Here is a 24,598-nt window from a genome sequence, read left to right as displayed (position 1 = left end):
TCTCCCATGACCTATAGAGTTGCCTGTACTGGACTTGCTTCGTTCGTCGGATGACGATCTTTCTTGCGGGTAAGACGTCTTTTCATCGATTCGATCAAATCGTAGATGACCGGGACCACGACGAGCGTTAACAGCGTCGAGGTCGTAAGGCCGCCGATGACCACGACCGCCAACCCTTTGGAAATGAATGCCCCTTTGGAGAAGCCTAACGCCAACGGGAACAAAGCGAAGATCGTTGCGCCCGCCGTCATGATGATCGGACGTAGACGCGCCATTCCCCCTTCAAGCAGCGCATCTCGCACCGATTTCCCTTCGGTGCGGAGCTGCTGCACCCGATCGATCAGAACGATCGCGTTCGTGACGACGATCCCGATCAACATGAGGAAGCCGATGAGCGATGTAATATTAATAGATTCCCCTGTAACTAGCAGTCCGAGTAACCCTCCGATAACCGCGAGCGGTAGGGAGAAAAGCACCGCGAACGGCGCGCTTGCGTTGCCGAACGCCAACACCATCACAAGATAAACGATAAAGATCGATGCAAGCATCGCCAAGAACATCTGGGTGAAGCTCTCCGCAATATCGTCCGAGATTCCTTTCACCTCGCGGCTTACGCCCGGAGGGAGCTCCAACGTGTCCAATTCGGCTGTCACCTTCGCGATGACGCCGCCTTTGTCCACCGCATCGACGGTCGCCGTTACGCGCAGCGTCTGGCTTTGCATCTCCCGTTGAATCGCAACCGGCGCCTCGATTTGCTGCACCTTCGCGATTTCGTTGAGCGCGACGTCCTGCCCGAGCGGCGACTTCAGTATGAAGCTTCCTATCTTTTCTACGGAGTTTTTATCGTTCGGGTCTACTTCTACTTTCGTTTCATAGAGTACGTTGTTGAATCGCAGCTCGCCGAGCTGCTCTTCCCGGATCCAAGCCGCCACCATCTCCAGCACTTGGGCCGAGGATAAGGCGTACATTCTCGCTTTATTCTGGTCTACAGTGATTTCGATTTCTTTCTTCTTTTCGCCCAGGCTGTTTTCGATATCGATCAGTTCCGGATATTCCCTCAGCTTCGCCTCGATCATCGCTGCCGCTTGCTCCAGGTAGAGCTGGTCTTCCCCTTTAAGGTTATAAACGAAGTCGGCTCCCCCGGTACCGGCGCTGAAGCTGATCAATTGCCCGCTGACCTCCGAATTTTTCGGCATTTCATATAGCATTTTCTCTTCCCAAACCTTCAGGGCGTCGTTAGCGACCGTCGCTTCGCTGACCTCCGCGAAAATCATCGCCGTATATGGAATTTGTTCCTCGGACCCGAAGGCGTAACCGACCAGTGACTCCACGTATGTAAAGGTATTTGCTCCCGTTTCGTCTTTGGACGCGGCCATGATGGCTTCGATTTCTTTGATTTTACTATCCAACGTCTCGAACGAGGTTTCCGACGGCATCTCCAAGCTGAAGAGCATCGACTTATCCGAGGAGCTTTCCGGCATGAACGCCGTCGGCAAGAACGGTACGGTTCCTACTATGGAAGCCACGAAAATGACCGCCGTAATCAACAATGTCTTAATCCGGTTGTGCAACGTCCAATTCAGGATTCGTCTATACGCGGTTTCCGCTTTCCCGACGTGATCTTCCGTATGCGCTAATTTTTTCTGATTCAACACCATCAGCTTCGCGAGCATCGGAATGACCGTCACGGCCACAAGCAGCGAAGACATCATAGCGACGACGACGGTGATCGCGAACGGACGGAACACGTCGCCAAGAATTCCGGAGACGAAGGCGATCGGACCGAACACGCCGACAGTCGTAATTGTAGATGATGTAATCGCGCTGGCGACCTGAGCCGTTGCGAATTTAATTACACCCTCGTTCCGCTCCTGCCGTTTCGTTAACTGACTGTATATATTCTCGATGACCACGATACTATCGTCGACGACCCGCCCTACCGCGATCGCGATCCCGCCGAGCGTCATGATATTCAACGTAATGTCCAGACCCGCCATGACTAGTAGCGTTATCAGGATTGATAACGGGATGGATACCAGAACGATAAAGGTCATCCGAATATTTCTTAAGAAAATGAGGATCATGACGGAGGCCAGCAGCGCGCCCATGAGACCTTCCTTGACCATGCCGTCGATCGAGTGTTGAATATCCGTAGCGGAATTATATACGCTATGGAACTTTACGTTCGGATGCGTCTGCTCCCATCCGGCGATGAGACGGTCGGCCTCCGCGGCGAATTCCACGGTGTTGGCATCCTTCGTCTTGTATAGGTTTATCCCGATTGCGGGTTTGCCGTCCAGTCGGGCTCGAAAGGTGGATTCGCTAATCGCTTCGACGGTGGAGATTTGGTTCAACTGCAGCGTATCGCCGGTTGGCGTACTGATCGTAAGATTTTCAAGATTGTAGATCGTATCGAATTCGCCCGCAATCCGAACCATCTGCGTATTGCCGTCGATATCGACGGTGCCGGCGGGACTGGACATCAGCGCTGCTCGGATCGATTGGCTGACCGACTGAGGCGTTAGCCCATAATTTAAGAGAGCATTGGCATGCAGTCTAATATTTAATACGGCCTCTTCGTTGCCGATCGATTCGACATGGTCGATTCCGTCCAACGAGTTAAAGGCGGGAAGAATTGTATCTTTGTAGATGCGATCGAGCTCGACTTGATTCATGCCGTTCTCGCCGTATACGGACAAATAGTACACCGGCTGCGAGGCAAAGCCGATCGTCAGCACCTTCGGGCGTTCCGCCCCGCTCGGCAGTCTGACGTTCTGCAGCAAACCCTCGATATCGTCCTTCGCATCCTCCGTATTTACGCCGCTATCGAATTCCAACGTAATCATGGAGAAGTTGTCGCTGGACGTAGAAGTCATGTTTTTCATGCCCTGCACGTTCGCGATCGCCTTCTCGATCGGTTTCGTAATTTGATCTAATACATCCTTCGGCGGTGCCGTGTATTGGGTCTGTACCATAACGATCGGTAATGAAATATCCGGCATGCTTTCCATCTTCAACGAAGTGGCCGAATAGACGCCGCCCCCGAACAGGAGCAGCATGATGATAAACACCGCGGCGATGTTTTTCATCGAGAAATCCGTTAACTTATTCATGGATTCGTTCCTCTCCACACCAACTTTTTCATGTTACCCGCCGTCCGTCACGCGGCTTCTATATCTTTCATCTCGTCTTAACAGGTACTTTTTGTAGATATTCGTGAAATTTGTAGTAACATTGCACTCTTTCCTCCCCGCACCCTGGACTCCTATGGCCTATCATACCTATTTTAGTGAATTTACCGTACAGTCTCGGGCATGATTCCATTCCTAGACCTTAGCCGGGGACGAAAAAAAGCCTATAGGCAGGGGTTCCTTCTCCCTGCCTACAGGCTCCTTCGTTATGGTTAATCCGAAATAGTAAACCAACGAATCGACTTCGTGGCAATTAACTTCTTATACCCTGGCTTCACCTGATCGTAAATGTTTAGGGTGTAATTTTGCAGGTTATCGAGCTTGAACATAAAGTCTTCGTCGATCTTCGTCAACTCCATGCTGTGGGTTCCAAGCATCAACATATCCGTCGTCGGCGTCCCATCGTTGTCGGCCTTCGCCTTGCCATCGTCCAACTTCAATTCGTAGGTTAAGCCGAACTTCGTTTTGGGATCTTGAATTTCCACTATAATCTTCCGATCCGTCGTGTTCGCTTCAACCGTAAAGTCGCGTTCCAGCGTGTAGTTGAATTCGAGTTGAACCTTGTTTTCTATGAAGTTCACTTGCGTACCGAATCTCTCGAACGAGATTTTATAAGGATATACGTTTATCTCCTTCGTATCCTTCTTCGGCTCCGTGATCTCCTTCGGAAGATCGAGCAACACGGGGTTTACGTATGCACTCGTAACCGTTCCCGTTTCCCCATTCGTCGGTTGCGTGGTCGTTTCCACCGCTTCGCCGAGTAAAAGTTTAAGCCCCTTCAAGTCGACTTGATTCGGAATGCTCGCTTGGAACGAAACCAAAGCCTTCCCATTCGGAGCGACTTTCGTATCCGGCTTAACGATGGTTGCCGGATACACCGCCCCGTCTACCGTCTGGAACTGCCCAACGAAGGTCCCCGTCGGAGTGTACCTCTTCTCAAGGTTCGTAATGTCTACGACCGCATTAACAAGCTTTGCCGAAGAGCTTCCGAACGTGTCCGTGGTCCGGACTGTCACCGCTGCGCGCTTTCCGATCGCTTCTACCGTGTGCTGTTTCCCGAATGCAACCGACGGGATCGACATCAATTCTGAGCTATGATGGAAGCGGATAAGCTCCGTTGTTGTCGCCTCGGTGCCTTCGCCAGCCTTTTCCTCTAGTGCTAAGGCGATCTTTTGGAAAGAATACGTGTAAGGGACCTTGCTCACGAATTGAACGTTCATTTCAGAGCCCGGTGCAATCGTGAGTACTTTATCGAATTGGACGAGTTCGGCGTCGGAGTCGATGACTTCATCCAATTTGTAGCTGCCTGTCAGGTTAGGAACAGGCAATGGTGTCGTTCCTTTATTTTTAATCGAGACATTGGAAACTAGCAAATCCTGATCTTCCCATGGAACCCTAGTTAAGTTGGTAAGAACAGCCGTATAAGTTCCCTTTTCCGTTGAAAACGTCTGCTCCGAACCGATCGAGACATCTTCAGCCGTCGTAGCAGGAAGGTCGTAAGAAGCGAGCGGGAAGGTGACGGATCCCTTGTCGCTCGTAACGGTTTGCGTCAACACTAACTGCCATCCGTCCCCACCGGCTTCTACAGGCACAACGCCTGTAAGAGTAAGTTCTTTCTTTTCCAAGGGGTTGAAGACGGTCGCTTCCGTAACCGTGCTCTTTAATGGATAAAACAACCCCGACTTGCTTCGAAGCTGGAACTGCAGATTCATACCCGTAATCGCCTGGGCACCTGCATTCTCCATGATGATCGTTACATTCGGCAAGTAACTTTTATCGTTCTTACCTGTCGCTACTCGTTTCACAGAAGTATTGAAGCTGCCTTTGTCCGAAACCACGGTATACGAGCGATTCACCGGCACGCTTTTCGTGTATGTAGCCGGTACGTTGATCGTCCCAAGCAAACGCTCGAAGTTGGACTGGGAGAAGTCCCAGGCGATCAGGTTAAATTGAAGATCGGATAATTTCGTCGTTTTATTTACGATAGCGTAAAATCGGTAATCCTGATGCGTCCCGGCGGCGACATTTTGTTGATCTTTGTTCTCGGAGACCAAGCTCACAGTAAAGCTGGTCCCACCTTTGGATTTCAAACGGACCCAATAATCGTTAAAGTTGATCGAGCCCTGCGTGCTCTTATTCGTTAATCGGAGCGTAAACGAAACGATTTTATTCGTTGTCTGTTCCAGTTCCTGAACGTTGAACACTTCGAAGTTCGCGGTGTTGGAAATATTGACCTTACCTAAAGACGGTGCCGTGTATGGCGTCGTTTGAGCGGCTCCGGTTGGCGTGCTTTCGGTCGCATGTACTTGTCCCAAGCTGACCGCTAATGCCATCACAGTTGCAAGGGCAACTGCCTTCTTTCGATATGCGTTCATCATGTAATCCCTCCTGCTACATTAAACGCAAACCGAGTTCGAAAAGTTTCTAATATTACTATTTTTCTGGTTGGTATAATTTCCTCATTCATTGGACAAAAATAAAAGAGGACCCCGAAGGGCCCCTTTTATTTTTGAAGATTACAAGGATTTGCTTACAAGAACTGTTACCGACTTACCGTTCGGTGCGATTGCAGTGATCTCGAACTCGTTAACCGTTCCAGGAACCGCGCTGATTGCGCCAGTCTTAGGATCGATCGTTACTGCGCCCGTACCGCTAACAACTTTGACCGTGTAACGGAGGCCAAGGATCGAGTCGTTGTCGTTGATTTGCGTCAACGTTTCGTCAGCGGCAGTCGCCGGATCATTGTACTTGTTCTCGTACGTGATTCCGTACTGGTCCGTCACCTTAATCGACTGGAAGTAGTCAATTACGTTCGTGATTCCTGCATCGTATGCCTTAGACGACTTGCCAGCTTCCAACTTGTCGACAACGATCGGATCTGCTTTAACCGTTACGTCTTGGGACAGGTTAACCGTATCGCCTTTGTTCGTGTAAACGATAGCCGTTACAGTTGTCGTACCTGCTTTGTTACCAAGCACATAAGCATCGTTCGTTCCGTCGTAGTGAACCTGTGCAATACCCAAGTCAGCAGCCGTGATTCCGCGTACGAAGTTGTTCGGAAGCTTGACTTCGTTGCCAGCCGAATCCTTAGCAACTACGCTAAGCTTCTTGTCGAATTGGCTCGCGCCAGCCGTGCCTTCTACCGCAACGCCAGCAGCTTGAGGTGCTGTAGGCAGCTTATCAACCGCAGCGTAGAGGTCTCCAATAGCCTTAACGGAGTACGTCAATGCTGTGTCGCTCTTGATAGCCTCATACGAACGCGATACCGACGAGGAGTAGTTCGAGAAGTCGCCCGTGCTACCCTTCTTCTGAATCGTCGCCTTAATCGTTACCTTACCTTCGTCGCCTTCGTTCGTATTCACGTCGAAGCCTTTGTTGAACTCAGCAAACTGGTTGTAAGCGAACGTGTAGGTTTTCTTAACCGTCGAAGCATCCAATGCTGGAGTTGCCGGGTTAGTGTCTTCCGGAACACCTGCAACTGCGCCTTTCTCAACAACGTTAGCGATTGTAAGGTCGCCGCTCGTCGTTACTTCGACAACAACGCGGTACTGCGAAGTTTGACCGTTAGCCGAAGCGATCGTTTCCGGAATGTTGCCAACTTCCTTGCCGTACGCGTCTTGCAGCTTCAGAATGAAGTCATCGTCCGCACCCAAGATACCCTTCGGAGTAAGATCGTTGTCTACCTTGAAGCTTTCTGGAGTTCTGAAGTCGCTAACCGTGATGTTCGTTTGAACGAATGTGTTCGTAAGCGATTGATTGATTTGACCGGACAAGAATACTTTGCTGTTCGGCGTGTTATAAACCGGGCCAGCGCCGTTGAAGTCAATTTCAAGCTTACCTTTATCTGTACCCGTCAGAAGCACTTTCGTTGTAGCGTTAGCTACATTGATGTTGAAACGTCCCTCTGCAGCGCTGTCTGCAATTTCTTGTGCAGTCAACTTCTCGCCGTTTGCATCGTAAGCAATGATCGGAACAATTACTTTCTCGTCATTCGCTGCAAGCGTAACAGAAGAGACATCGAATTCGAACTTCGTTACAACTTTAGCTGCGCCAACCGAAACCGTTGCCGTTGCCGAGGATGCGCCGCCGAAGATGTTAACCGTGAACTCAGCGTTCTTATCCATCTTCGCGTTAAGCTTCAGCTCAAGCTTCGCGTTGCCGTTGTCGTCGAACAACAACACTTCGTCATCAGCATTCTTGTTGAACACCAGCTTCTGATCGAACGGAGTGACAACCGGATTGATCGTCGATGCAAGAACTTCAGCCGGCGTGCTGTCGAATTGAGCCTTGACAAGCTTGTTGCCGTATTGGTCGTACAACGTTACCGGAATCGTAGCTACGTCGTTAGCAGCAGTCAACTTGTTCGTAGTCGTGTTGGAGTACTTCACGTCGCCAGCTTCGATCTTCGAAAGCAACGGCACCGTGCCGACTTTGAAGTTTTTCGTAACCGTAACATTGCTGCTGTTGTAGAATACCGTAACTGGGATCACGCCGTTGCCTTGCGTTACGCCATCGCGCTTCGTGTCAACCGGAAGATTGAACGTGCCGTTGTCGTTCTTCGTCATCGTTACCGAACCGCCGGATACAAGTGCCGTGAAGCTGGAAGCACCGATCGAAACTGCCTCGCCGTATTGGTTTTCTGCTACAACTTCAACCGTTGCGAAGTCAGAGTACGGAAGCGTGTCGTTCGAGTTTACGAAGTCAAGCTTCGACACTTTCTCGTCTTCAGCCGTGAAGGAAGCCGTTGTCGTACCTACTGCGGACTCTTCGAGGCCGCCCAACGTTACCGTGTACTCGCCAGCCGTAATGCGCGTGCTGAGTTCCAACGTTGCGGATTTGCCGTCTTCCGCCCAAACCGTCTTCGTGCTAACAGTCGAGGAGCCTTTCTTCAGTGCGAGCGTAGCTTTCGCCGTGTCAACTGCTTTGTCCAAAGTTACTTGAACTTTGTATACGCCAGTTGCTTCAGCTTTCGTTACGCTTGCTACGTCCGGTACGTTCGTTTGCGTGTAAGCGGAGTAGCTAGCTTCTACCAAGATCGTACGGGAAGCCGGTGCAGTGTAGTCGTCTTGCTCTGCGATCAAGCCAGCTGCAACTGCTGCTGCAACGTAAGGAGCTGCCCACTCGTCTGCGCCTTCAGCCGTAGCTTCTGCGTCGACTTCGATGTCGAGAGCTTCAACCATGATCTTAGCAAGTTCTTGGATCGTTACGTTAGCGGACGGGTCGAACACGCCGTTGCCGCGGCCGTTAAGAACGCCTGCTTCCGTAGCTGCGCCGATGAAGCCTGCTGCCCACTCAGCATCTTTAAGGTCTTTGTAGACCGATGCCGCTGCTGCGTTTTCTTCAAGACCGAGTACCAAAGCAACGATCTTCGCTGCTTGTGCACGAGTCATGTTCTCATCGAGGTGAGCTTCGCCGTCCGGGAAGCCTTCGAAGATGCCTGCTTCGACAAGTGCGTCGTATTTCTCTTGTGCTGTTTGCGGATCAGCAGCGAATGCTGTAGCGGAGAATGCAGAGAATGCTACGGATGCTGCGAGAAGCAAAGATAAACCTTTTTTCATAACCTTTTTTTCTCCTCCTCGAATATCGTTCGGTGTGTGAGAATTTCTCTTAAATGTGTAGCTCTTATCCCTCATCGCCGATTCACCCCCTTTCCAAGGTTGAGCGTTGATTTCCTATTTAGGAAGTCTACAGCTTATTACTCGATTGTACAAGCTGCAGAAACTAGTAAACCAACCAACTTGCTAGACACTAAAACCACTTTACAATTATACATTGGTAGGCAATAAGCGTAAAGAGGATTTTGTGAAATTGTTCCAAACTCCAAATTCGCTTGTCGCTTTCTCCAATGTCCAGTGGCCTCTCGCCTCGGGTTCATCATATTAAACGCAGGGTTTCGAAAAAAGTTGCGATCATTCGAAAACTTTTTTCTTTCTTTCTCTGCGTTGCAGCCGCGTGTTGCTTGCCGGCTACGAAACTTAGTATATCTTGATCTATCATTATCGTCTATCACTAATGCTTTCCATCTTTCGTTGCAACTGCACCTGGCGAATCCAAAGAAAAGCCGCCCTAGAGCGGGCGGCTTTTCGCGTAATTACTTCGGAATTTTCTTATTCGATTTCATGACTCGGATGGCCACCGCGGCGGCTTCCGCGCGGGTGAACGTCGCCGTCGGATCGAAGCGATACGTCGGCTTCTTTTGACCTTGAAGCATCACGTTCTCTTTGCCGAGAATAAACTCTTCGTCGACGACCGCTTCGACGGAAGCTCTGGCGTAGATATCGATGCCGTTCGCGTCGGTAAAATCCTTCTGAAGCGACTTGAGCGATTTCTCGCTGTCCGACTCCAACTTTAAGTTCGCGGCCCGTGCGATCATAACCGATGCGTCTTGTCTCGTGATCGCCCCGTCCGGCTGGAATCGCCCGCCGCCTGCGCCGCGTACGATGCCTGCCTTCGCAGCCGTCTCGATATACTTATAATCGTATAGACCGTTAGCCAACGGGTTAATGCGAAGCACGTCGGTAAACGTCGGGTTCTCCGTGTAGGTCAACGGGATATCGAAAATCTTGACCAGCATCGTAGCGAACTCGCCGCGTGTAATCGGGTCGTTCGGCATGAAGCTTGTCGTCCCTTTGTTGATCATGACCCCTTTGGAATACAGGATGTCCAAGTCGTCCCGAGCCCATGCGTGCGCGATCACGTCGTCATAGCTCTGATCCATGTACATGACCTGGTAATACCCGAACCGCTCCAGCGGCACCGTGATCGTGTTTTTGCCTGGATCGACGACCCCGCCGATATTGCGCCATCTCGGAGCGACGACGCCCCGATGATCTTCATAAATATCGTAATGATACACAGTGACGTACTTCCATCCTTGATTCCGGATGATCGGGTCGTATTTCAACGTCAATTGACCCGGTTGCGAAGGAACGACAAGATCCTTTAGGTTGCGATTGTAGAACTGAGTTCCTGCATACGGCAGCTCGCCGCTTCCCGTCAGGGCTTTGCGCATGTCCGTCTCGTTCGCCGCGATCGTGCCGGCATCGATCCAATACAGCGGACTGATCGTATCGAATCGGCCTGTAGGTTCCATCAACATGAGCCTTGCGTCGTTGACGATCGGGTTCGGATTGCCGATCTGACCGTCGGATGCGAACGGGAACTTGTACTTATCCACGCGTCCGTCCGAGCCTGCGATTCCGAACAAGATTTGACGTTCGTTCGAGATGTATTGATTGATGCCCGACGGATCGTTTCTGCGCAAGACCGTTCCTCTAGGGAACGACAACTCCAGCTGCTTCTCGAATGCAGAGATCTTGTTCTTAAGCAGCGATTTGAATTGCGCTCCTTCAATCGGCGTGTTGACGTTGAAGACGATAATGCTGCCCTCTTCTTCCTCGTCCCCTCGCACGACGGTGAACTTGATTTCGTTCTTGCCGTTCTTCAAATCTCTTACTTCGTAGAAGTAATGCGTTTCGGTCAATCGGGTGACCGGATCCACGACTTGTCTTGGCGTTGCCTGATTCTTGCCTACGAAGACGGCGTCGGCGTTCTCGGCCTCCAACTCGATTTCAACGAAGTTCCCGTTAATGTTCGCTTGATCCTGGCCTGCCGAGTTTTTGGACAGCTTCGGACTAATGACTACATACGGCAGCGGCTCTCTCGTAATCGTAATCGTTCGAACGACGACGATGTTCGACGTGTTCGTGATCGAGAATTCGAACGTCGTATCTCCGATCGGACTTAGCGCGATCGGAACCGTAAGGAATTGTCCCGCCTGCGGCGTATTGATCCGCGAGAAATAATTCGGGTTGCCCGTCGTCGGCTCTGCTTGATTAAAGCTGCCGCCGTACCTGCGGTCATACAACGTAATTAATTGATTCGTTACAGGGTCTTTCTTCGTTACCGTCAGTTTGATTTCGGTAGCGTTCGCGAATTGGCCTTCCAATACGACGGAGGTTTCGCTAGTCGCATAAGCGTCCGGATTCGTTTGGTTTTCGCTTTGGAAAAACTTCGGAACGTCCCCGCTCTCCACCGGTTTCACCGCGATGAATTCCGGAGCGTTCGTGCTGAATTTGAAAATTTCGAACGTCGCCTGCGTAATCGGAACGGTCGAACCATTTTCGTAGATCAAAAACTTAATGACGTTCTTGCCTTCCTTCAAATCCCCGGATGTCGGGTGATCGCTGCCCGGCCCAAACCAGAACGTGAACTTATCCGGATTCGTGGAATCCTTGAAATCCGTGTTACGGGATAGGTTGAACGACACGTCGTTGATCAATACTTCCACGCGCGTCCTCGCCGGGTTCAGATTCGGATCGGAAACGTTCACGAGACGTCCTTGCAAACATTGGGTTACATTTCCGGTCCCCGTGGAGCAGGCGATCTCACCAATGCTCTTAATCACCATGCCGTTGTAAATATTACTGACAATGACGTAAGGCGTACTCGATACGTTCAATTGATATGTTTTCTTCGCCGACAGGTTTTCTATGCCGCCTCGGCTTGGAATGAACGTGATTTCGTTAAACCCGCTCGGGAGCGACGGGATCGTGATCGTAAACTTCCGAAGACCCGTCACCGGATCGATGACGTAGGTATTGCTGCCGCCGGTCGGCGACGAACTCGGACGATATTCCCCGAGGTAATAGTTTACATAGTCTGCATTCGTGTTCGTATATACGTACAGCTTCGCCGGAAGCTCCGTTACTTGATTTTCGACGCCTTCCGTCAGGCGGATCGACGCGCCCGCGTTATCGATCGCCGCGTGGTCGACGTAAGGGAGGCTTGCGTTCCAATAATAATACGTGAAAAGCGAGTTCGGCTGATTCTGATCCGATTCCGAGTTGTAGAAGCGGAACACTAAGTTCTGCTGCTGATCGGTCGGGATTTGAATTTCGGCCGAGAAGTCGTACACCATATACCGGTTCGCCTTCGACCAGGTTCCGTTCTCCCGCAGCGTCGCCGAAGAGGCGGACGTTACCGTGTACTTCATAGCGTTCCCGACCGGTTCGCCGTTATACAACAGATTGACCGTGTAAGACCCCGGCGCCAAGCCCGACGGCGAGTCCAGAACGGCCGTCCCTCCGTTGTGGAGAGCGGTAATCGGCATCGTCGTCCGAAGGTTCGTGTCGGCGTCCGACGTGAACCGGACGGAAAGGAGGCCAGACACTCTACCGAAGTTCGTGCCCAATACCTTCAATTTCTGGGAAGGCGTCGACGGAGCCGAGCTCGGCGAGATCGCCGTAGGCAGCGGTTCGACGACCGTAAACGGATACTGCGCTAGGACGCGTTCGTTCCCAGCCGTGACATTGACGAATTGAACGTAATAGTCCCCCGCGGTCGCAACGGCCGGGAAGTTAAAGCTCCCTTGCGTATAAGTCGAGTTGGTGACCGTTACCGCCGGTTGATCCAAGAGCACTTCCGAGCTGTTGTATACGCGGGCGATCAGGTTGTTGCTGGCGGCATTTCTTAAGTTCGTGCCGGTCACCGTGATCTGACGATTGACGGCCGTCCGCTGCAGCTGCAATGGCGACACGTCCGTTACCGTCATATTCTGATAGTCCGGCGCGTTCGCAGCGACCGTCACGACGTTAGACGCCGCCGTTGCGGTCGTTGCCGCCGCTAGCGTCGAGTTCGTATATCTTACTTCGAAGTTCAAGGCGTGCGTTCCAGGCGCAGTTGCAAAAACATCCTGATCCGCCAACTCGAAGATCGCTTGCGAATCGCGGTGGTCGTATAACGTCAGAGCTCGTCCGCCTAACGTCGCATTAACGATCGTCGTATCCGGCGCATTGCCGAAGTGACTGCCGGACACGATGAAATACGTCTTGCCGTCGTTCGGCACGATGGACGACGTTGTCACCTTCGTAATGACCGGGGTCTCCGGGTCGGCCGGAGCGATCTTGAAATAACGTTCCGCGATCACTTGGTCGTTGTAGTAAATTCTTGCTTTATAATCGCCCGCCGGAATGTCCTGCGGCATGTTCAATGCGATTCGGTCCGGAGAAGTCAAGTAGTTGCGGCTCTGGTCCGAGAAACCAACGCCGGAGGACAATGTGCCGGCCATACGCACGATTTCCATCCGCATGTATTTGTTCGTGTCTACGACCGCGCTTGCTAACGGAACCGAGACGGTCGTACCGTTCGGGTAATTCGCTTTTAAACTAGGCATCGTAAACCCGTCGCTTACCCGCGGCACCGCGGTCGTCACGGTCTTCCCGAATACCGTAATATTGTCGAACACGTTCAAGACGGTCGTGCCGTCCGCTTTGTACGCCGTCAACGTATACGGCGAGCCTGCCGTCGTGAAGGTGTTGGCCGGCAGCATGAAAATCTTCATTGTCTCGTCGGCCGACACGGTGCCCGCCGTTAATTCGCCGGTAACATTGCCGTCATTGCTCTTGTATCTCAATCGGACGCCCGAGAGCGCCGCGCCATGCAACGTAAAGTCATACTGACTATGCTCCGTAATGATCGACTTCGGATAGACGTCTACCGCACGCTCCGCCGGGAGCGCGTTCGAAATCAAATCAAACGGTCCGAATTTACTGCCGCCTGCGGACACTTCCACGTAACGGTACTGCGGAACGCCGTTCGTATCGAGATCGACCTTAAGCTTCGAGTCGATCTTCACGAACGGATTTTGCACCGTCGGCTTCGTCAAAAGCTTCATCGGGTTGCCGTACACCTTCGTCGTCGGATTATCCGGCGTTTCCGGGACGTCTTGAGAGATCTTCGCATCGAAAGCGAATGGTTTGCCGTTATCGTAAATTAAGTTCCGGTCGACCTGGAACGTCTTCGTGCTGTTGACGGACAACAGCGTGAGCGGGTTGTCGCCCGGCGTAAGCTTAAGGCTGGCGACCGAGGTCGAGTTCCCGGCATCGTCGCCCGAGAAGAAAAATTCGCCCGTCGCTTGATCGATAAAGCCCGTAAGCGGCGTGCCGTTGTTCAAGCTGGCGCGCACCTCTGCCGCGTTGGCCGCCTTACCCGTGATGGAAATCGCAGTCGATTGCAGCGGATTTTCCGGATAAAATTGCGTCTCCACGAACGGCTTGGAGTTCACCTTCAGATCGGTAATGTTCGTCGTCGCGGTGTAATACACCCAGCCCGGCGCCGATTCGACGACGCTCGTCCCGCCTAATTTCACTACGACTTTGTTCAGCCCTTCCGTCAAGGGGACATTCGAAAACACCACGTCGAACGTATTGGGAATTTTCTGCGCTTTAATCCCCGTATCCGACTGCGTCACCCCGGAGGCTACATTCGTAAGCTGAATATATAATGAAGAGATTTGCGCGTCGCTGACCCCTTCGACCGTAGCGGTAATATTGATGTTCTTCGTCACGACTCTCGGAACCTTATTGTCGTCCTTCGGACGGTTGTTGACGATATCGTTCGCCGATTCCGTCACGTATAGGCTATTGATCGAGATTCGGGATGCTGCGGAAGCCGTATGTATAGGTAAGGGAAGCAGTGCAGCTAGAATTGAGAATATGAGCGTAAATTGAAGCCAAGGTCGAAAAAACCGTTTCAAGCTTAATTCCTCCTTATTCAATGCATTGTCGTCTTGTGAGCGGTTCTCTCCATGCCTGTTGCGGTCCAGCCCGATCTAACAGCCCCTCCTTCAAATGTTTGGAAGAAACCTCTGCTTTAGTTAGACTTCTTCCCAGTGCAAAAAGTTTCACGTATTCCAATATATCGGCAAATTCCGACACAAACTTAATATAAACGCCTTAGTAAAATAAGCCTATTTCCCTAAGGTGCATCCCAGTCGCAGGAAAAAGAAAAACGCCCGCCGAAGGGCGAGCGTCGTAAGACAAGAAGTTTCTATTTCAACGAGAGCAATCGTTGCACGAAGTTGATGACCGGGCGTCGGCCTTTCTGCACGATGCCGATCAGCTCGGCGCCGACCTGCAGCACGAGAAGCGTCACGGCGATCACGATCAGCGCGACCCACTGCGCGACCGTGGACAGCAGAATCGCGCTCAGCGCGAACATCGCGGCGATCGCGTAGATCACGAGCACCGAATTGCGATGGCTTAAACCCAACGCCAGAATGCAGTGGTGCAAGTGGTTTTTATCCGCGGCCGAGATCGGCGTCTTGTTCAACGTACGTCGCACGATCGCGAAGAACGTATCGGACAGCGGCACGCCTAAGATGAAGATCGGAACGACGAACGAAACGAGCGTCGCCTGCTTAAATCCTAATACCGACAAGGCCGCCAAGCTGAATCCGAGAAACAATGCCCCGGAATCGCCCATAAAAATCTTCGCCGGATGAAAATTGAAGAAAAGGAAGCCGAGAATGCTGCCGAGCAATACGGCGCTCAAAACGGCTACCGTGATGTTCCCCATAATCAACGCAAGGACGAAGATCGTCCCCGTCGCGATCGCCGATACGCCGGCCGCCAAACCGTCGAGGCCGTCGATCAGGTTGATGGCGTTCGTCACACCGACGATCCAGAAGATCGTGATCGGAATACTGAGCCATCCCATCTGCGTGCCGTCGCCGAACGGAAGCGTGACGAAGTCGACCTTGACGCCGAACGATACGACGACGCTGGCGGCGGCGATCTGGCCGAGCAGTTTCACCTTCGGCGATAGGTCGAACCGGTCGTCGAGCGCGCCGACGATCGTAACGATCGTTCCGCCGAGCAATAGTCCCCAGATGACGTGCGGCTTCTCGCCGCTGACGAGCGGCAACGCGATCATGATCGCGGCCATGAACGCCAGGTAAATCGCGAGACCGCCGAGACGCGGCATGATTCGCGTATGTACCTTGCGTTGATTCGGCGCGTCGACGGCGCCTACCCGGACGGCGAACTTCTTCACAAGCGGAGTCAATCCTAGCGCCATCGCGAGCGCGACGACGAATCCAACGATATATGCGATTTCCATCTTTTTTTACATTCCACCCCTTCGAAAGCTGACAGTGCCCATTATACTCCTGCCGTATTCCGTAAGCTAGCGCGGATGAAGACGGTTTTCACTCGTTTTCGACCGTTTTCAGGCCGTTTTCAGAAAGATTTCACGTCGGAGTCAACGCGTGCGTTGCTTTTCGCCGAAAACCATCACTTTCAATGCGAATTTGGGCAACACCAACATGCGTCTCCAACGGGTTGGCTCGAGCATCAAGCGATGCGCCCATTCGAGGCCCGCCTTCTGCATCCACCGCGGCGCGCGCTTCAGCTTGCCGGACATGACGTCGAAGCTGCCCCCGACGCCGATCATAACGGGCACGTTCAGCCGTTGATGGTGTTGCGCGATCCATGGATCTTGCGTGTACGTCGATCTTCCGACCAGCAGCAGGTCCGGTTTCGCCTCGGCGATGTCCCGGACGACTTCGTCGTCTTCGTCCGGACCGAAAAATCCGTTCCGGCAGCCGACGATCCGGAGCCCTGGATACTTCTCCGCGATCCGGTCCCGCGCCGCCTCGATCAATTCCTGCGACGTGCCGAGCAAGTAGACGTTCCAACCTTCGCGGGTTCCTACGCGGAACAGCTCCTGCACGAGATCGAACCCCGCGACGCGTTCCGCGACCGGCTTCCCCAGCCGGCGGGCGGCCCAGACGAGCCCCGCGCCGTCGGGAACGACCAGATCGGCCTCCCGCAGCATCCGCATAAAGCTTTCGTTCTCGAATCCGGTCATGAACATGATCGGATTCGCCGTCACGACGTGCGTCGCGCGGCGCCGCCGCACCGCGTCCGCCAAATAGTCGACCGTCTGACGCATCCCCATCTTAGAGACTTCCACGCCGAATAGCGTGACCGTCTCCGCCTTCGATACAGTCGTTTCCATTATCGACCAACCTTATATACGCAGTTCGCGAAAGATTTGTTGCGCCGGAGCGCGAGAATTTTGTTGCATTTCCTCGATTGCTGCGCGTTTCTCCCCGTACCAAGCAGTCTTCCCGAGTTCCAGCCGTCCTAATACCGCCGCCGCCAACGCATCCGCATCCAACGAATCCGTATCGCCGACCGGCGACTCGCCTAGACGTCTCATGAATTGATCGATCTTCGGATCGTAAGAGACGGCGATCGGCGGCACCCCTGCGGTAGCGGCGTAGATGAGCGAGTGCAGCCGCATTCCGATCAGCGCATCGCAGCCTGCAACTTCGCTCAGCATGTCCTTCGGATGCGAAGCGCCGGCGTGCACCTCGACGCGATCCGGCCCGAAGCCGGCTGCAACCAAGCGATCCGCCACGAATTCCGAGGCAAGCTTGTCCGACGGCAGGTGAAAAGGAAGCAGCGCGACCTTCGCGTCCTCCCTCTCCTCCAGAACCAATGCGAGCCCCGCCGCAAGGCGCTCCAGCTCTTGGCGGTCGTCCCTCCAGAATCGGACCGATACCCCGAGACGAACCCCCGCGCCAGTCGTAACGGCAGCGGTCGACGGCAGCGACAAGCCCATGCCCATCACAGGGTCGGGCACCACGTCGATCCGCTCCGGGGCGACGCCGAAGGAAGCGACGAGCTCCTTCGATTCGTCGTCGCGCACCGAGACGTACCGGCTCGCCTCGAACGCCGAGCGAATCATCGGCCCGAATCGGCCGCGGTCGCGAATCGGCCCGACGCCTTGCGCATAGATGAACGTCGGTACGCGCATCCAACGGGCAAGTTTCAAGACGGCCAAGTAATACAGCACCGACTTGGCGCTGGTGACGTCCTGAAGCAGGCTCCCTCCGCCGCTGATCAGGGCGTCGGCGCGGCGCAGCGCGCCCAGCACCGCCAGCGGCCGCATCCGATGCGCCGTCTCGACGCCGTGCAGGCGCGCGGTTTCCGCCGGGTCGCCCGACAGGACGACGATGCGCGCCTCCGCGCCGGCCGCCTGCGCTTCGTCTCGAAGCGCGGTTACGATCGCGTGCAGCACCGCCTCGTCTCCGCTGTTATTAAAGCCGTAATATCCCGATACGACTATGGTTCGAGCCATCTTGCCCATCGGCTCCACCCTCTCTCAAGCAACCGCCAGATCGCGATCAAGATCAACCCGATGACGAGGCCGAACGCGAGACCGTAGAACACCCGAATCAGCGAGATGACGAGCGGCGTGTGCAGATGCGCGAACGTATCGACGATCGACAGCTGCCCGATCGAGCCGACGGCGATCAGGAGCAGCCCGAGCTTCCGGCGCGTCGTCGCGGCCAAGTAGACGCCCAAGACGAACAGCGGATGGGCGAGCAGGAACTCCTTCGTGCGCGGCCGAACGCCGAGCGTGTCCTGAAGCGCGTCGCGGAACGCCCGCTCCAAACCGGTCGTCGTTCCCGCGTTGCCCGTTCGGGACATATAGTACAGCGCCGCGACGCCGGCGACGGCCGCCAGGGCGACCCACAGCACCGTAATGTTCGTCATGAGGAACGATCGTACCCGAAGCGCGACCCCTCGCAGGCTTGTCTCCCCGTGGAAGAACAGCACGTACGCGAACGCGAACGCGATCGGCGCGAGGTGCAGCAGGCTGACGCCTCGGTATTGCCGCAGCACGTAAAGATACGTGATGTGATCGAGCAAGCCGACGATATACGCGATGCCGATGAACGAAATGAGCGAAGCGCCCGCAAGCAGCTTTACGCTCCGCAGCGCGGCCGAGCCGCCGGACGCCGCATCGGCGCGTCGCACGGCGAACAGCGTCGCCAGCGTCGCCGCGGCGATGCCGGCGCCGAGCGCGAGTCCTTGCGACAGCAGCGTCGTCGACAGGACGTACAGCGCGGCCGAGCCGGCGAGTCCGACGACGAACGCCGCCAGCGCCAGACTCGGGAAGAAGGCGCCGACCAGAATGGCGATCAGCGCCACCGCGCCGATCGTAACGAGCGCCTTCAAGACGAGCGATACGGCGCCGGACCAGCCGTTCGGCTCGAACGGCTCCGCCACGCCTAAAGCAAATCCGTTATCTTGAATCCGCGCAAGCGCCCCGTTTTCCCCTTCTAGGCTCTTCACCAAGTTCCCGACCGTATCCTTGCGAAGGCCGAGCGACGTATCGAACGAAGCGGCCGTGTTGAGAAAGATCATCCGGATGTTTCGATCCTGCGTCGCCAGCGCGAACCGATCGGCCAAATCCTCCGGCGCCATATTGGACATGTTCGCCGGCAGCGAATGAAGCCGGACGACGTTGTAATCCGTCAGATGCGCCAGCTTCCCCAAGCCCTTCTGGGGCTTCGACATCTCGATCGTCGCGAGACCGATTCCGTATTGGTTCATGAGCTCCGCCATGACCGTCAACGACTTCGATGCGGCGTCGTCCGCGGCGCCCGTCACCGAATCGCCTTCGAACACGATGCGGTTCACGCCGTGCGAGGCGAGATCCGCCAGCAACGCGTCCGTGCGTTCGGCGTCGAACGGCTGACGCTGGTCGCTAAGCCGTACGACGAGATGGAACCCTAACGATTGCAGCTCCGCCATGGTGATCGGATCCGGGTCCATCGCCTGCAGGAGCGCCTCGTCCTTCGGCATCGCCAGCTCGATGCCCGGGATGCCTTCGTAGCTCCAGGGGGAGGCTTCGACGCCGAGTCGGGCGAACGCGTCGACGACGAGCGGCTGAATGATGTTCTCCGACGCGTCGCCGAGGAAGAGCACGTACGTGCTCTTCTCGTTGGCGGGCAATCGGAAATCCGTCAGCATCGCCGCTTCCGTAGAAGAGAGCGTCTGTACGCGGCCGCTCAGCTCGAGCTCGCGCAGGTTGCTCTCGTAGACGGCCATGGAGTGAATGCCGGCGGACTTCAGCTCGAGCAGCCGCTCCAGCATGTACTCCGACGGCTTGCTGCGATACGAAGAAACCTCCAGCAAGTCTCGGTAATCGAACACGAATTCCACGCGGTCCGCCGACTGCTCCACGCCGTGCCTCAAGAAGGCGAACGGCAAAGACGCGAGCAGGCCGACGATCGTCAACGTCCACAGGGCAAGCTTCGCTCCGCGGTTCCATCTGTCATACAAAGCTAGCAAAAATAACACTCCTTAAAGAAAGCAAAATGTTCGAACCAGAACCCGAATCGGAATCGGATCAGATCGCCGCGTCGACGCGGCCCATCACGTCCGCCGTCAGCGCCTCGAGCTTCGTCCGCGCGTCGTCCGCGTTCGCGCCCTGCACCGCGAAGTACATCTTAATCTTCGGCTCCGTGCCGGACGGACGCAAGCAAAACCACGAGCCGTCTTCGAGCACGTATTTGAGGACATTTTCCAAAGGCAAGCCGTGAACGTCTTCCATATAGTCGAGGCGCTGCGCGACCGCGAGTCCCGCGACCGTCGAAGGCGCCGCGCCGCGCCATGCGTCCATCAATCCCCGCATCTTCTCGAGCCCGTCCTTGCCTTTCAACGTGCGGGATTGAAGTCCCTCCAAATAATACCCATGGCGCTCGTACAGCCGCTGCAGTACGTCGTACAGCGTCAACCCTTGACGCTTATAGTACAACGCCGCTTCGGCGATCAACAACGAGGCGACGACGGCGTCTTTATCCCGCGCGTACGTGCCCGCCAGATAACCGTAGCTTTCCTCGTATCCGAAGACGAACGACCGCTCCCCGGTCCGCTCGAACTCCGTCATCTTCTCGCCTATGTATTTGAAGCCCGTCAGCGTGTTCAGTACGTCCGCCCCGTAGTGGCGGGCGACGACGGCGCCGAGCTCGCTCGTCACGATCGTCTTGATGACGACCGGATTCGCCGGCATCGCGCCGCGAGCCGTTAAGCTCTCAAGCAAGTACTCCGCCAGTATCGCGCCTGTCTGGTTGCCGTTCAGGACCACGTACGCGCCGGAAAGATCCTTCACGACGGCGCCGACGCGGTCGCAATCCGGATCGGTGCCGAGCAGCAGCTCCGCGCCGGTCCGTTCCGCGAGCGCGATCGCCAGGGCGAACGCCTCCCGCTCCTCCGGATTCGGCGACTTCACCGTGGAAAATTGCGAATCCGGCTTCTCCTGCTCGGGCACGACCGTCACGTCGTCGAAGCCCGCCGCGGCGAGGGACGCCCGGACCGGCACGTTGCCGGAGCCGTGAAGCGGCGTATACACGATGCTGACGCCGACGCCTTCCGCCGCGGCGGCCGCGCCTAAGCCCGGATTCGGGCTCGCCCCGACGACCGCGGCCACGTACGCCTCGTCGATGTCCGCGCCGAGCCAGACGAGCAGACCCGCCGCCTCCGCCGCCTCCCGCTCCATGCGGGCGACGTCGCGGAACGACGCGACGCGAGCGATCTCGGCCATAACTCGCTCGGCCGCGTCCGGCACCAGCTGTCCGCCGTCGCTGCCGTACGCCTTATATCCGTTATATTCCGGAGGATTATGCGAGGCGGTGACGACGATGCCGCCCGTCGCGCCGAGATGGCGCACCGCGAACGACAGCTCCGGCGTCGGCCGAAGGCTTTCGAAGACGTACGCCTTCACGCCGTTGCCCGCCAGCACGAGCGCCGCCTCCAAGGCGAATTCCGGCGACATGAACCGAGAATCGTACGCGATCGCCACCGAACCGGCGTCTCCCGCGATCGAACGTATATAGGCGGCGAGCCCTTGCGTCGCCCGGCCGACCGTATATCGGTTCATCCGGTTCGTCCCCGCGCCGATGACGCCGCGCAGGCCGCCCGTCCCGAATTCCAACTCCCGGTAGAAGCGGTCTTCGATCTCCTTCTCTTGTCCTTCCAATGCCCGGAGCTCCGCCTTCGTCGCCTCGTCGATGCTATCGTCCGTCAACCAAAGGCGGTACGCCGTCTCCACCGCATTTCCGTTGTTCGTCATCATCCGCGCCCCTTCCGAAATCCGTTGTCTTTAAACCTTCTGCAAAGAAAACATAAGCTCCGCCTCGGCGACCGTCTTGCCGTCCACCGTCGCGACGCCCGTACCCTTGCCGATGGAGCCTTTCCAACGCGTAATGTTCACTTCGAGGCGAAGCGTATCTCCGGGCGTGACCATGCCGCGGAAACGAGCCCCGTCGATTCCGGCGAAAAACCCGATCTTCTCCTTGTTTTCCTCCAGGCTCAGGAGCGCCACCGTGCCGACCTGCGCCAACGCTTCAATAATAAGTACGCCGGGCATCACCGGAAATTGCGGGAAGTGGCCGACGAAATACGGCTCGTTCATCGACACGTTCTTGAGGCCGACGGCGCGAACGCCCGCCTCGACTTCGAGAATGCGATCCACCAATAAGAACGGCGGACGGTGCGGAATAATGTCCTGGATTTGTTTGGCGTCGAGCATAATCCATCCTCCTTCGGATACAATAACCAATGTCCCTTCGGTCGTCTGCAGCGGCGAAGGTTCATATAAGAGGGCGCCAGATCCGTCCTGAAGCGGCGGCTGGCGCCCTTTTCTCATCATAACCCCACCATTATACCGTTCCGCCGAGGAAAAAAAAACTCCCTCCGGTCGGAGGGAGCGAGCGCGTCTCAATTTTCGGCGAATACCAAATCCAACATATGCTTCCATGTTTCCCACTGTAAGACATCGGACGGATCCCCGCCGCCGAACCGCACATACCCGATGCGAAGCCCCGCATAGAGACCGATGATCAGCAATAAAGGGAAGATCAGCGACCGGCAGATCCGTAACGCGATGCGCCATCCCTTGGGGAGGGGGCGCTTCTTCGTCGTCTTCGTTTGCTTTCCGTTAGACATGCGATTCACACCTTGGGCTTGCATCTTATACACGCAAGTTATTCGTAAGGTTCATTAACGTGTCGCTCGACGTGATCGCTCTCGCGTTCAGCTGGTACGCCCGCTGCACGGTCATGAGCTCGGTCATCTCGTCCGTCAGGCTGACGTTCGACTGCTCCAAGAAGCCTTGGCGCACCGCGACTTTCTGCCGCTCGTTCGCATCGTTCGTCGTCGGATCCACTCGCTCCAGCACGCCCTCCGCAGCGACGCCCGGGGGGAGCGTGAACAAGTTCGATCCGTCGTTGATGAGCACCTGCGGACGCACCGCGCGCATGAGCGCCAGCTGGCCCGCCTCGATCGGCTCCGCCTCCGGATTCGAATGATCCGTGGCGAAGACGCGGCCGGCCTCGTCGATCCGGATCGAATAGTTCGTCGGAACGACGATCGGCCCGCCGTCGACGCCGCGCACCCGATCCCCTTGCTGCGTCGCAAGGATCATCGAGCCCGGATTCGCAGGATCTTGCATGAGCTGGAACGATCCGTCCCGCGTCCAAGCTATGACCGGCTCGCCGTTCGCATCGACGCTATTCCGCTGCACCTCGAACAGGCCGTTGCCTTCGATGCCGAGGTCGTACGGATTGCCGGTCGAATGGAGCGCCGCCTGTTCCATCGCCAGCTCGATCTGGCCGATCTTGGCGCCCCAGCCTTGCGGGAACCCGAGCGGCGTCAAGCGGCCCGCTTGTTCGAAGCCCGCAGGCTGGCGGTATACGTTCGTCAGGATGTCCTGGAACGACGCCTCCCGGCGTTTGTACCCCGTCGTGTTCACGTTCGCGATATTGTGCGCGATGACGTCCAGCTTCTGCTGCATCGACTGCATCGAGACGAACGCATTAATCATCGAATGGTTCATACGCGACCTACCTCGTTCACGGCTTTCTCCAAGCTCTTATCGTAAAACTGAACCATGCGTTGATTCGTCTCGTAAGCGCGAGCGGCGGCCATCAAGTCGATCGTCGCTTGCGTCGGATCGACGTTCGAACGTTCGATGAAGCCTTGGAACAGCTCCACCTCGTCGCCCTGCTGAATCGCTCCCGGCTCGTCGTCGCCCGGCGGCAGGCGGAAGTTGCCGTTGCCCTCGCGGATCAGTCGGTTCGGGTTCTCGATGCGCACGACCATGAACGAGATCGGCGCTTCGTTCTCGTCCGTCAGCGGCATGCCCGAGACGCCGTCGATCAGCGTGCCTTGCGGCGTCATCTTGATCTCGGAGACGTTCCGATCGAACTGAATCGGCCGTCGCTCGGAATCGAGCACGAGGTACCCGTCCGACGTAACGAGTTGGCCCGCCGCGTCGATCGTGAATTTCCCGTTCCGCGTATATTTCTCTTCGCCCGTGCTTGTCCGCACCGCGAACATCGCTTGCGGCTGGAACGTCTTCTCCCCTTCCGGCGAGACGTACTTGCCGGAGGCGTCGAAGGCGATGCCGGGAAGTTGAATGTTCGAGACGATAGCGAAGTCCGACAGGTCGCGGGTTTCCATCAGATCGCCCTGAAGATAGACCGCCGGCGCCTCCTCCGCGAACACCCCGGTATTGAGGCGTCCGACGCCCGACACTTGCGCGTTCGTGCCGTCGCCGCCGCCGACCAGCGCGATCAGCATCTCCGGGAACGAACGCTGCACCGCGAAGTTCGCCTTATACCCCGGCGTATTCAAGTTGGCGATATTGTTCGTTACCGTATCGTGCCTGCGCTGATTGGCGATCATGCCGGCCGCGGCCGTATTGAGTCCACGCAACATCGGTAAATCCCTCCCATGGAGTGCTTGCTTGCAACGAAGCTTGTCCGC

13 protein-coding genes are annotated in these 24,598 nt (G+C 55.7%); all 13 read right to left on the bottom strand.

Features of this window, described 5'->3' with window-relative positions:
* Positions 1-11 precede the first annotated feature (11 nt).
* Positions 12-3,113, bottom strand: coding sequence for an efflux RND transporter permease subunit (locus FE782_RS19525; RefSeq protein WP_138195922.1), 3,102 nt, complete (start codon positions 3,111-3,113; stop codon positions 12-14).
* Positions 3,114-3,403: 290 nt separating this feature from the next.
* Positions 3,404-5,569, bottom strand: coding sequence for a hypothetical protein (locus tag FE782_RS19520; RefSeq protein ID WP_158299468.1), 2,166 nt, complete (start codon positions 5,567-5,569; stop codon positions 3,404-3,406).
* Positions 5,570-5,707: 138 nt separating this feature from the next.
* Entirely contained in the window at positions 5,708-8,749 is a 3,042-nt protein-coding gene (locus FE782_RS19515) for an S-layer homology domain-containing protein (RefSeq protein WP_158299467.1), read from the bottom strand.
* 533 nt (positions 8,750-9,282) lie between these two features.
* Positions 9,283-14,604, bottom strand: a complete 5,322-nt coding sequence (locus tag FE782_RS19510) for an S-layer homology domain-containing protein (RefSeq protein ID WP_158299466.1) — start codon at positions 14,602-14,604, stop codon at positions 9,283-9,285.
* Positions 14,605-15,020: 416 nt separating this feature from the next.
* On the bottom strand, positions 15,021-16,091 hold the full coding sequence (locus tag FE782_RS19505) for a glycosyltransferase family 4 protein (RefSeq protein WP_138195918.1): 1,071 nt from the start codon (positions 16,089-16,091) through the stop codon (positions 15,021-15,023).
* 141 nt (positions 16,092-16,232) lie between these two features.
* Positions 16,233-16,991 carry a WecB/TagA/CpsF family glycosyltransferase gene (locus FE782_RS19500; RefSeq protein ID WP_138195917.1) on the bottom strand — a complete coding sequence of 253 codons (759 nt, stop codon included), beginning with the start codon at positions 16,989-16,991 and terminating at the stop codon, positions 16,233-16,235.
* Positions 16,992-17,003: 12 nt separating this feature from the next.
* Positions 17,004-18,119, bottom strand: a complete 1,116-nt coding sequence (gene csaB, locus FE782_RS19495; RefSeq protein WP_338016904.1) for a polysaccharide pyruvyl transferase CsaB — start codon at positions 18,117-18,119, stop codon at positions 17,004-17,006.
* Complete coding sequence (locus FE782_RS19490) at positions 18,104-19,984, bottom strand: DUF5693 family protein (protein ID WP_439116443.1); 1,881 nt, start codon at positions 19,982-19,984, stop codon at positions 18,104-18,106. Before FE782_RS19490 ends, csaB begins: the two co-directional genes overlap by 16 nt.
* Positions 19,985-20,180: 196 nt before the next feature.
* The gene (locus tag FE782_RS19485; RefSeq protein ID WP_138195914.1) at positions 20,181-21,902 is read right to left on the bottom strand and encodes a phospho-sugar mutase; all 1,722 of its coding nucleotides are present in this window, start codon (positions 21,900-21,902) and stop codon (positions 20,181-20,183) included.
* Positions 21,903-21,932: 30 nt separating this feature from the next.
* Positions 21,933-22,361 carry a 3-hydroxyacyl-ACP dehydratase FabZ gene (gene fabZ / locus FE782_RS19480; RefSeq protein WP_138195913.1) on the bottom strand — a complete coding sequence of 143 codons (429 nt, stop codon included), beginning with the start codon at positions 22,359-22,361 and terminating at the stop codon, positions 21,933-21,935.
* 188 nt (positions 22,362-22,549) lie between these two features.
* Positions 22,550-22,777, bottom strand: a complete 228-nt coding sequence (locus tag FE782_RS19475) for a DNA-directed RNA polymerase subunit beta (protein ID WP_138195912.1) — start codon at positions 22,775-22,777, stop codon at positions 22,550-22,552.
* 25 nt (positions 22,778-22,802) lie between these two features.
* Entirely contained in the window at positions 22,803-23,666 is an 864-nt protein-coding gene (locus tag FE782_RS19470) for a flagellar hook-basal body protein (RefSeq protein WP_138195911.1), read from the bottom strand.
* Positions 23,663-24,550 carry a flagellar hook-basal body protein gene (locus FE782_RS19465; RefSeq protein WP_138195910.1) on the bottom strand — a complete coding sequence of 296 codons (888 nt, stop codon included), beginning with the start codon at positions 24,548-24,550 and terminating at the stop codon, positions 23,663-23,665. The genes FE782_RS19470 and FE782_RS19465 overlap by 4 nt, the downstream gene beginning before the upstream one ends.
* Positions 24,551-24,598 lie beyond the last annotated feature (48 nt).

It is taken from the genome of Paenibacillus antri, from assembly GCF_005765165.1.
GTDB classification, from domain to species: Bacteria; Bacillota; Bacilli; order Paenibacillales; family YIM-B00363; genus Paenibacillus_AE; species Paenibacillus_AE antri.
This window is presented reverse-complemented; position numbering and strand designations above follow the sequence as displayed.

Coding starts and splice junctions, on each gene's coding strand:
- FE782_RS19465 (WP_138195910.1), bottom strand. CDS start 24,550: ATGTTGCGTGGACTCAATACGGCCGCGGCCGGCATGATCGCCAATCAG.
- FE782_RS19475 (WP_138195912.1), bottom strand. CDS start 22,777: ATGTCTAACGGAAAGCAAACGAAGACGACGAAGAAGCGCCCCCTCCCC.
- FE782_RS19520 (WP_158299468.1), bottom strand. CDS start 5,569: ATGATGAACGCATATCGAAAGAAGGCAGTTGCCCTTGCAACTGTGATG.
- FE782_RS19485 (WP_138195914.1), bottom strand. CDS start 21,902: ATGACGAACAACGGAAATGCGGTGGAGACGGCGTACCGCCTTTGGTTG.
- FE782_RS19505 (WP_138195918.1), bottom strand. CDS start 16,091: ATGGAAATCGCATATATCGTTGGATTCGTCGTCGCGCTCGCGATGGCG.
- FE782_RS19500 (WP_138195917.1), bottom strand. CDS start 16,991: ATGGAAACGACTGTATCGAAGGCGGAGACGGTCACGCTATTCGGCGTG.
- FE782_RS19515 (WP_158299467.1), bottom strand. CDS start 8,749: ATGAAAAAAGGTTTATCTTTGCTTCTCGCAGCATCCGTAGCATTCTCT.
- FE782_RS19525 (WP_138195922.1), bottom strand. CDS start 3,113: ATGAATAAGTTAACGGATTTCTCGATGAAAAACATCGCCGCGGTGTTT.
- FE782_RS19470 (WP_138195911.1), bottom strand. CDS start 23,666: ATGAACCATTCGATGATTAATGCGTTCGTCTCGATGCAGTCGATGCAG.
- csaB (WP_338016904.1), bottom strand. CDS start 18,119: ATGGCTCGAACCATAGTCGTATCGGGATATTACGGCTTTAATAACAGC.
- fabZ (WP_138195913.1), bottom strand. CDS start 22,361: ATGCTCGACGCCAAACAAATCCAGGACATTATTCCGCACCGTCCGCCG.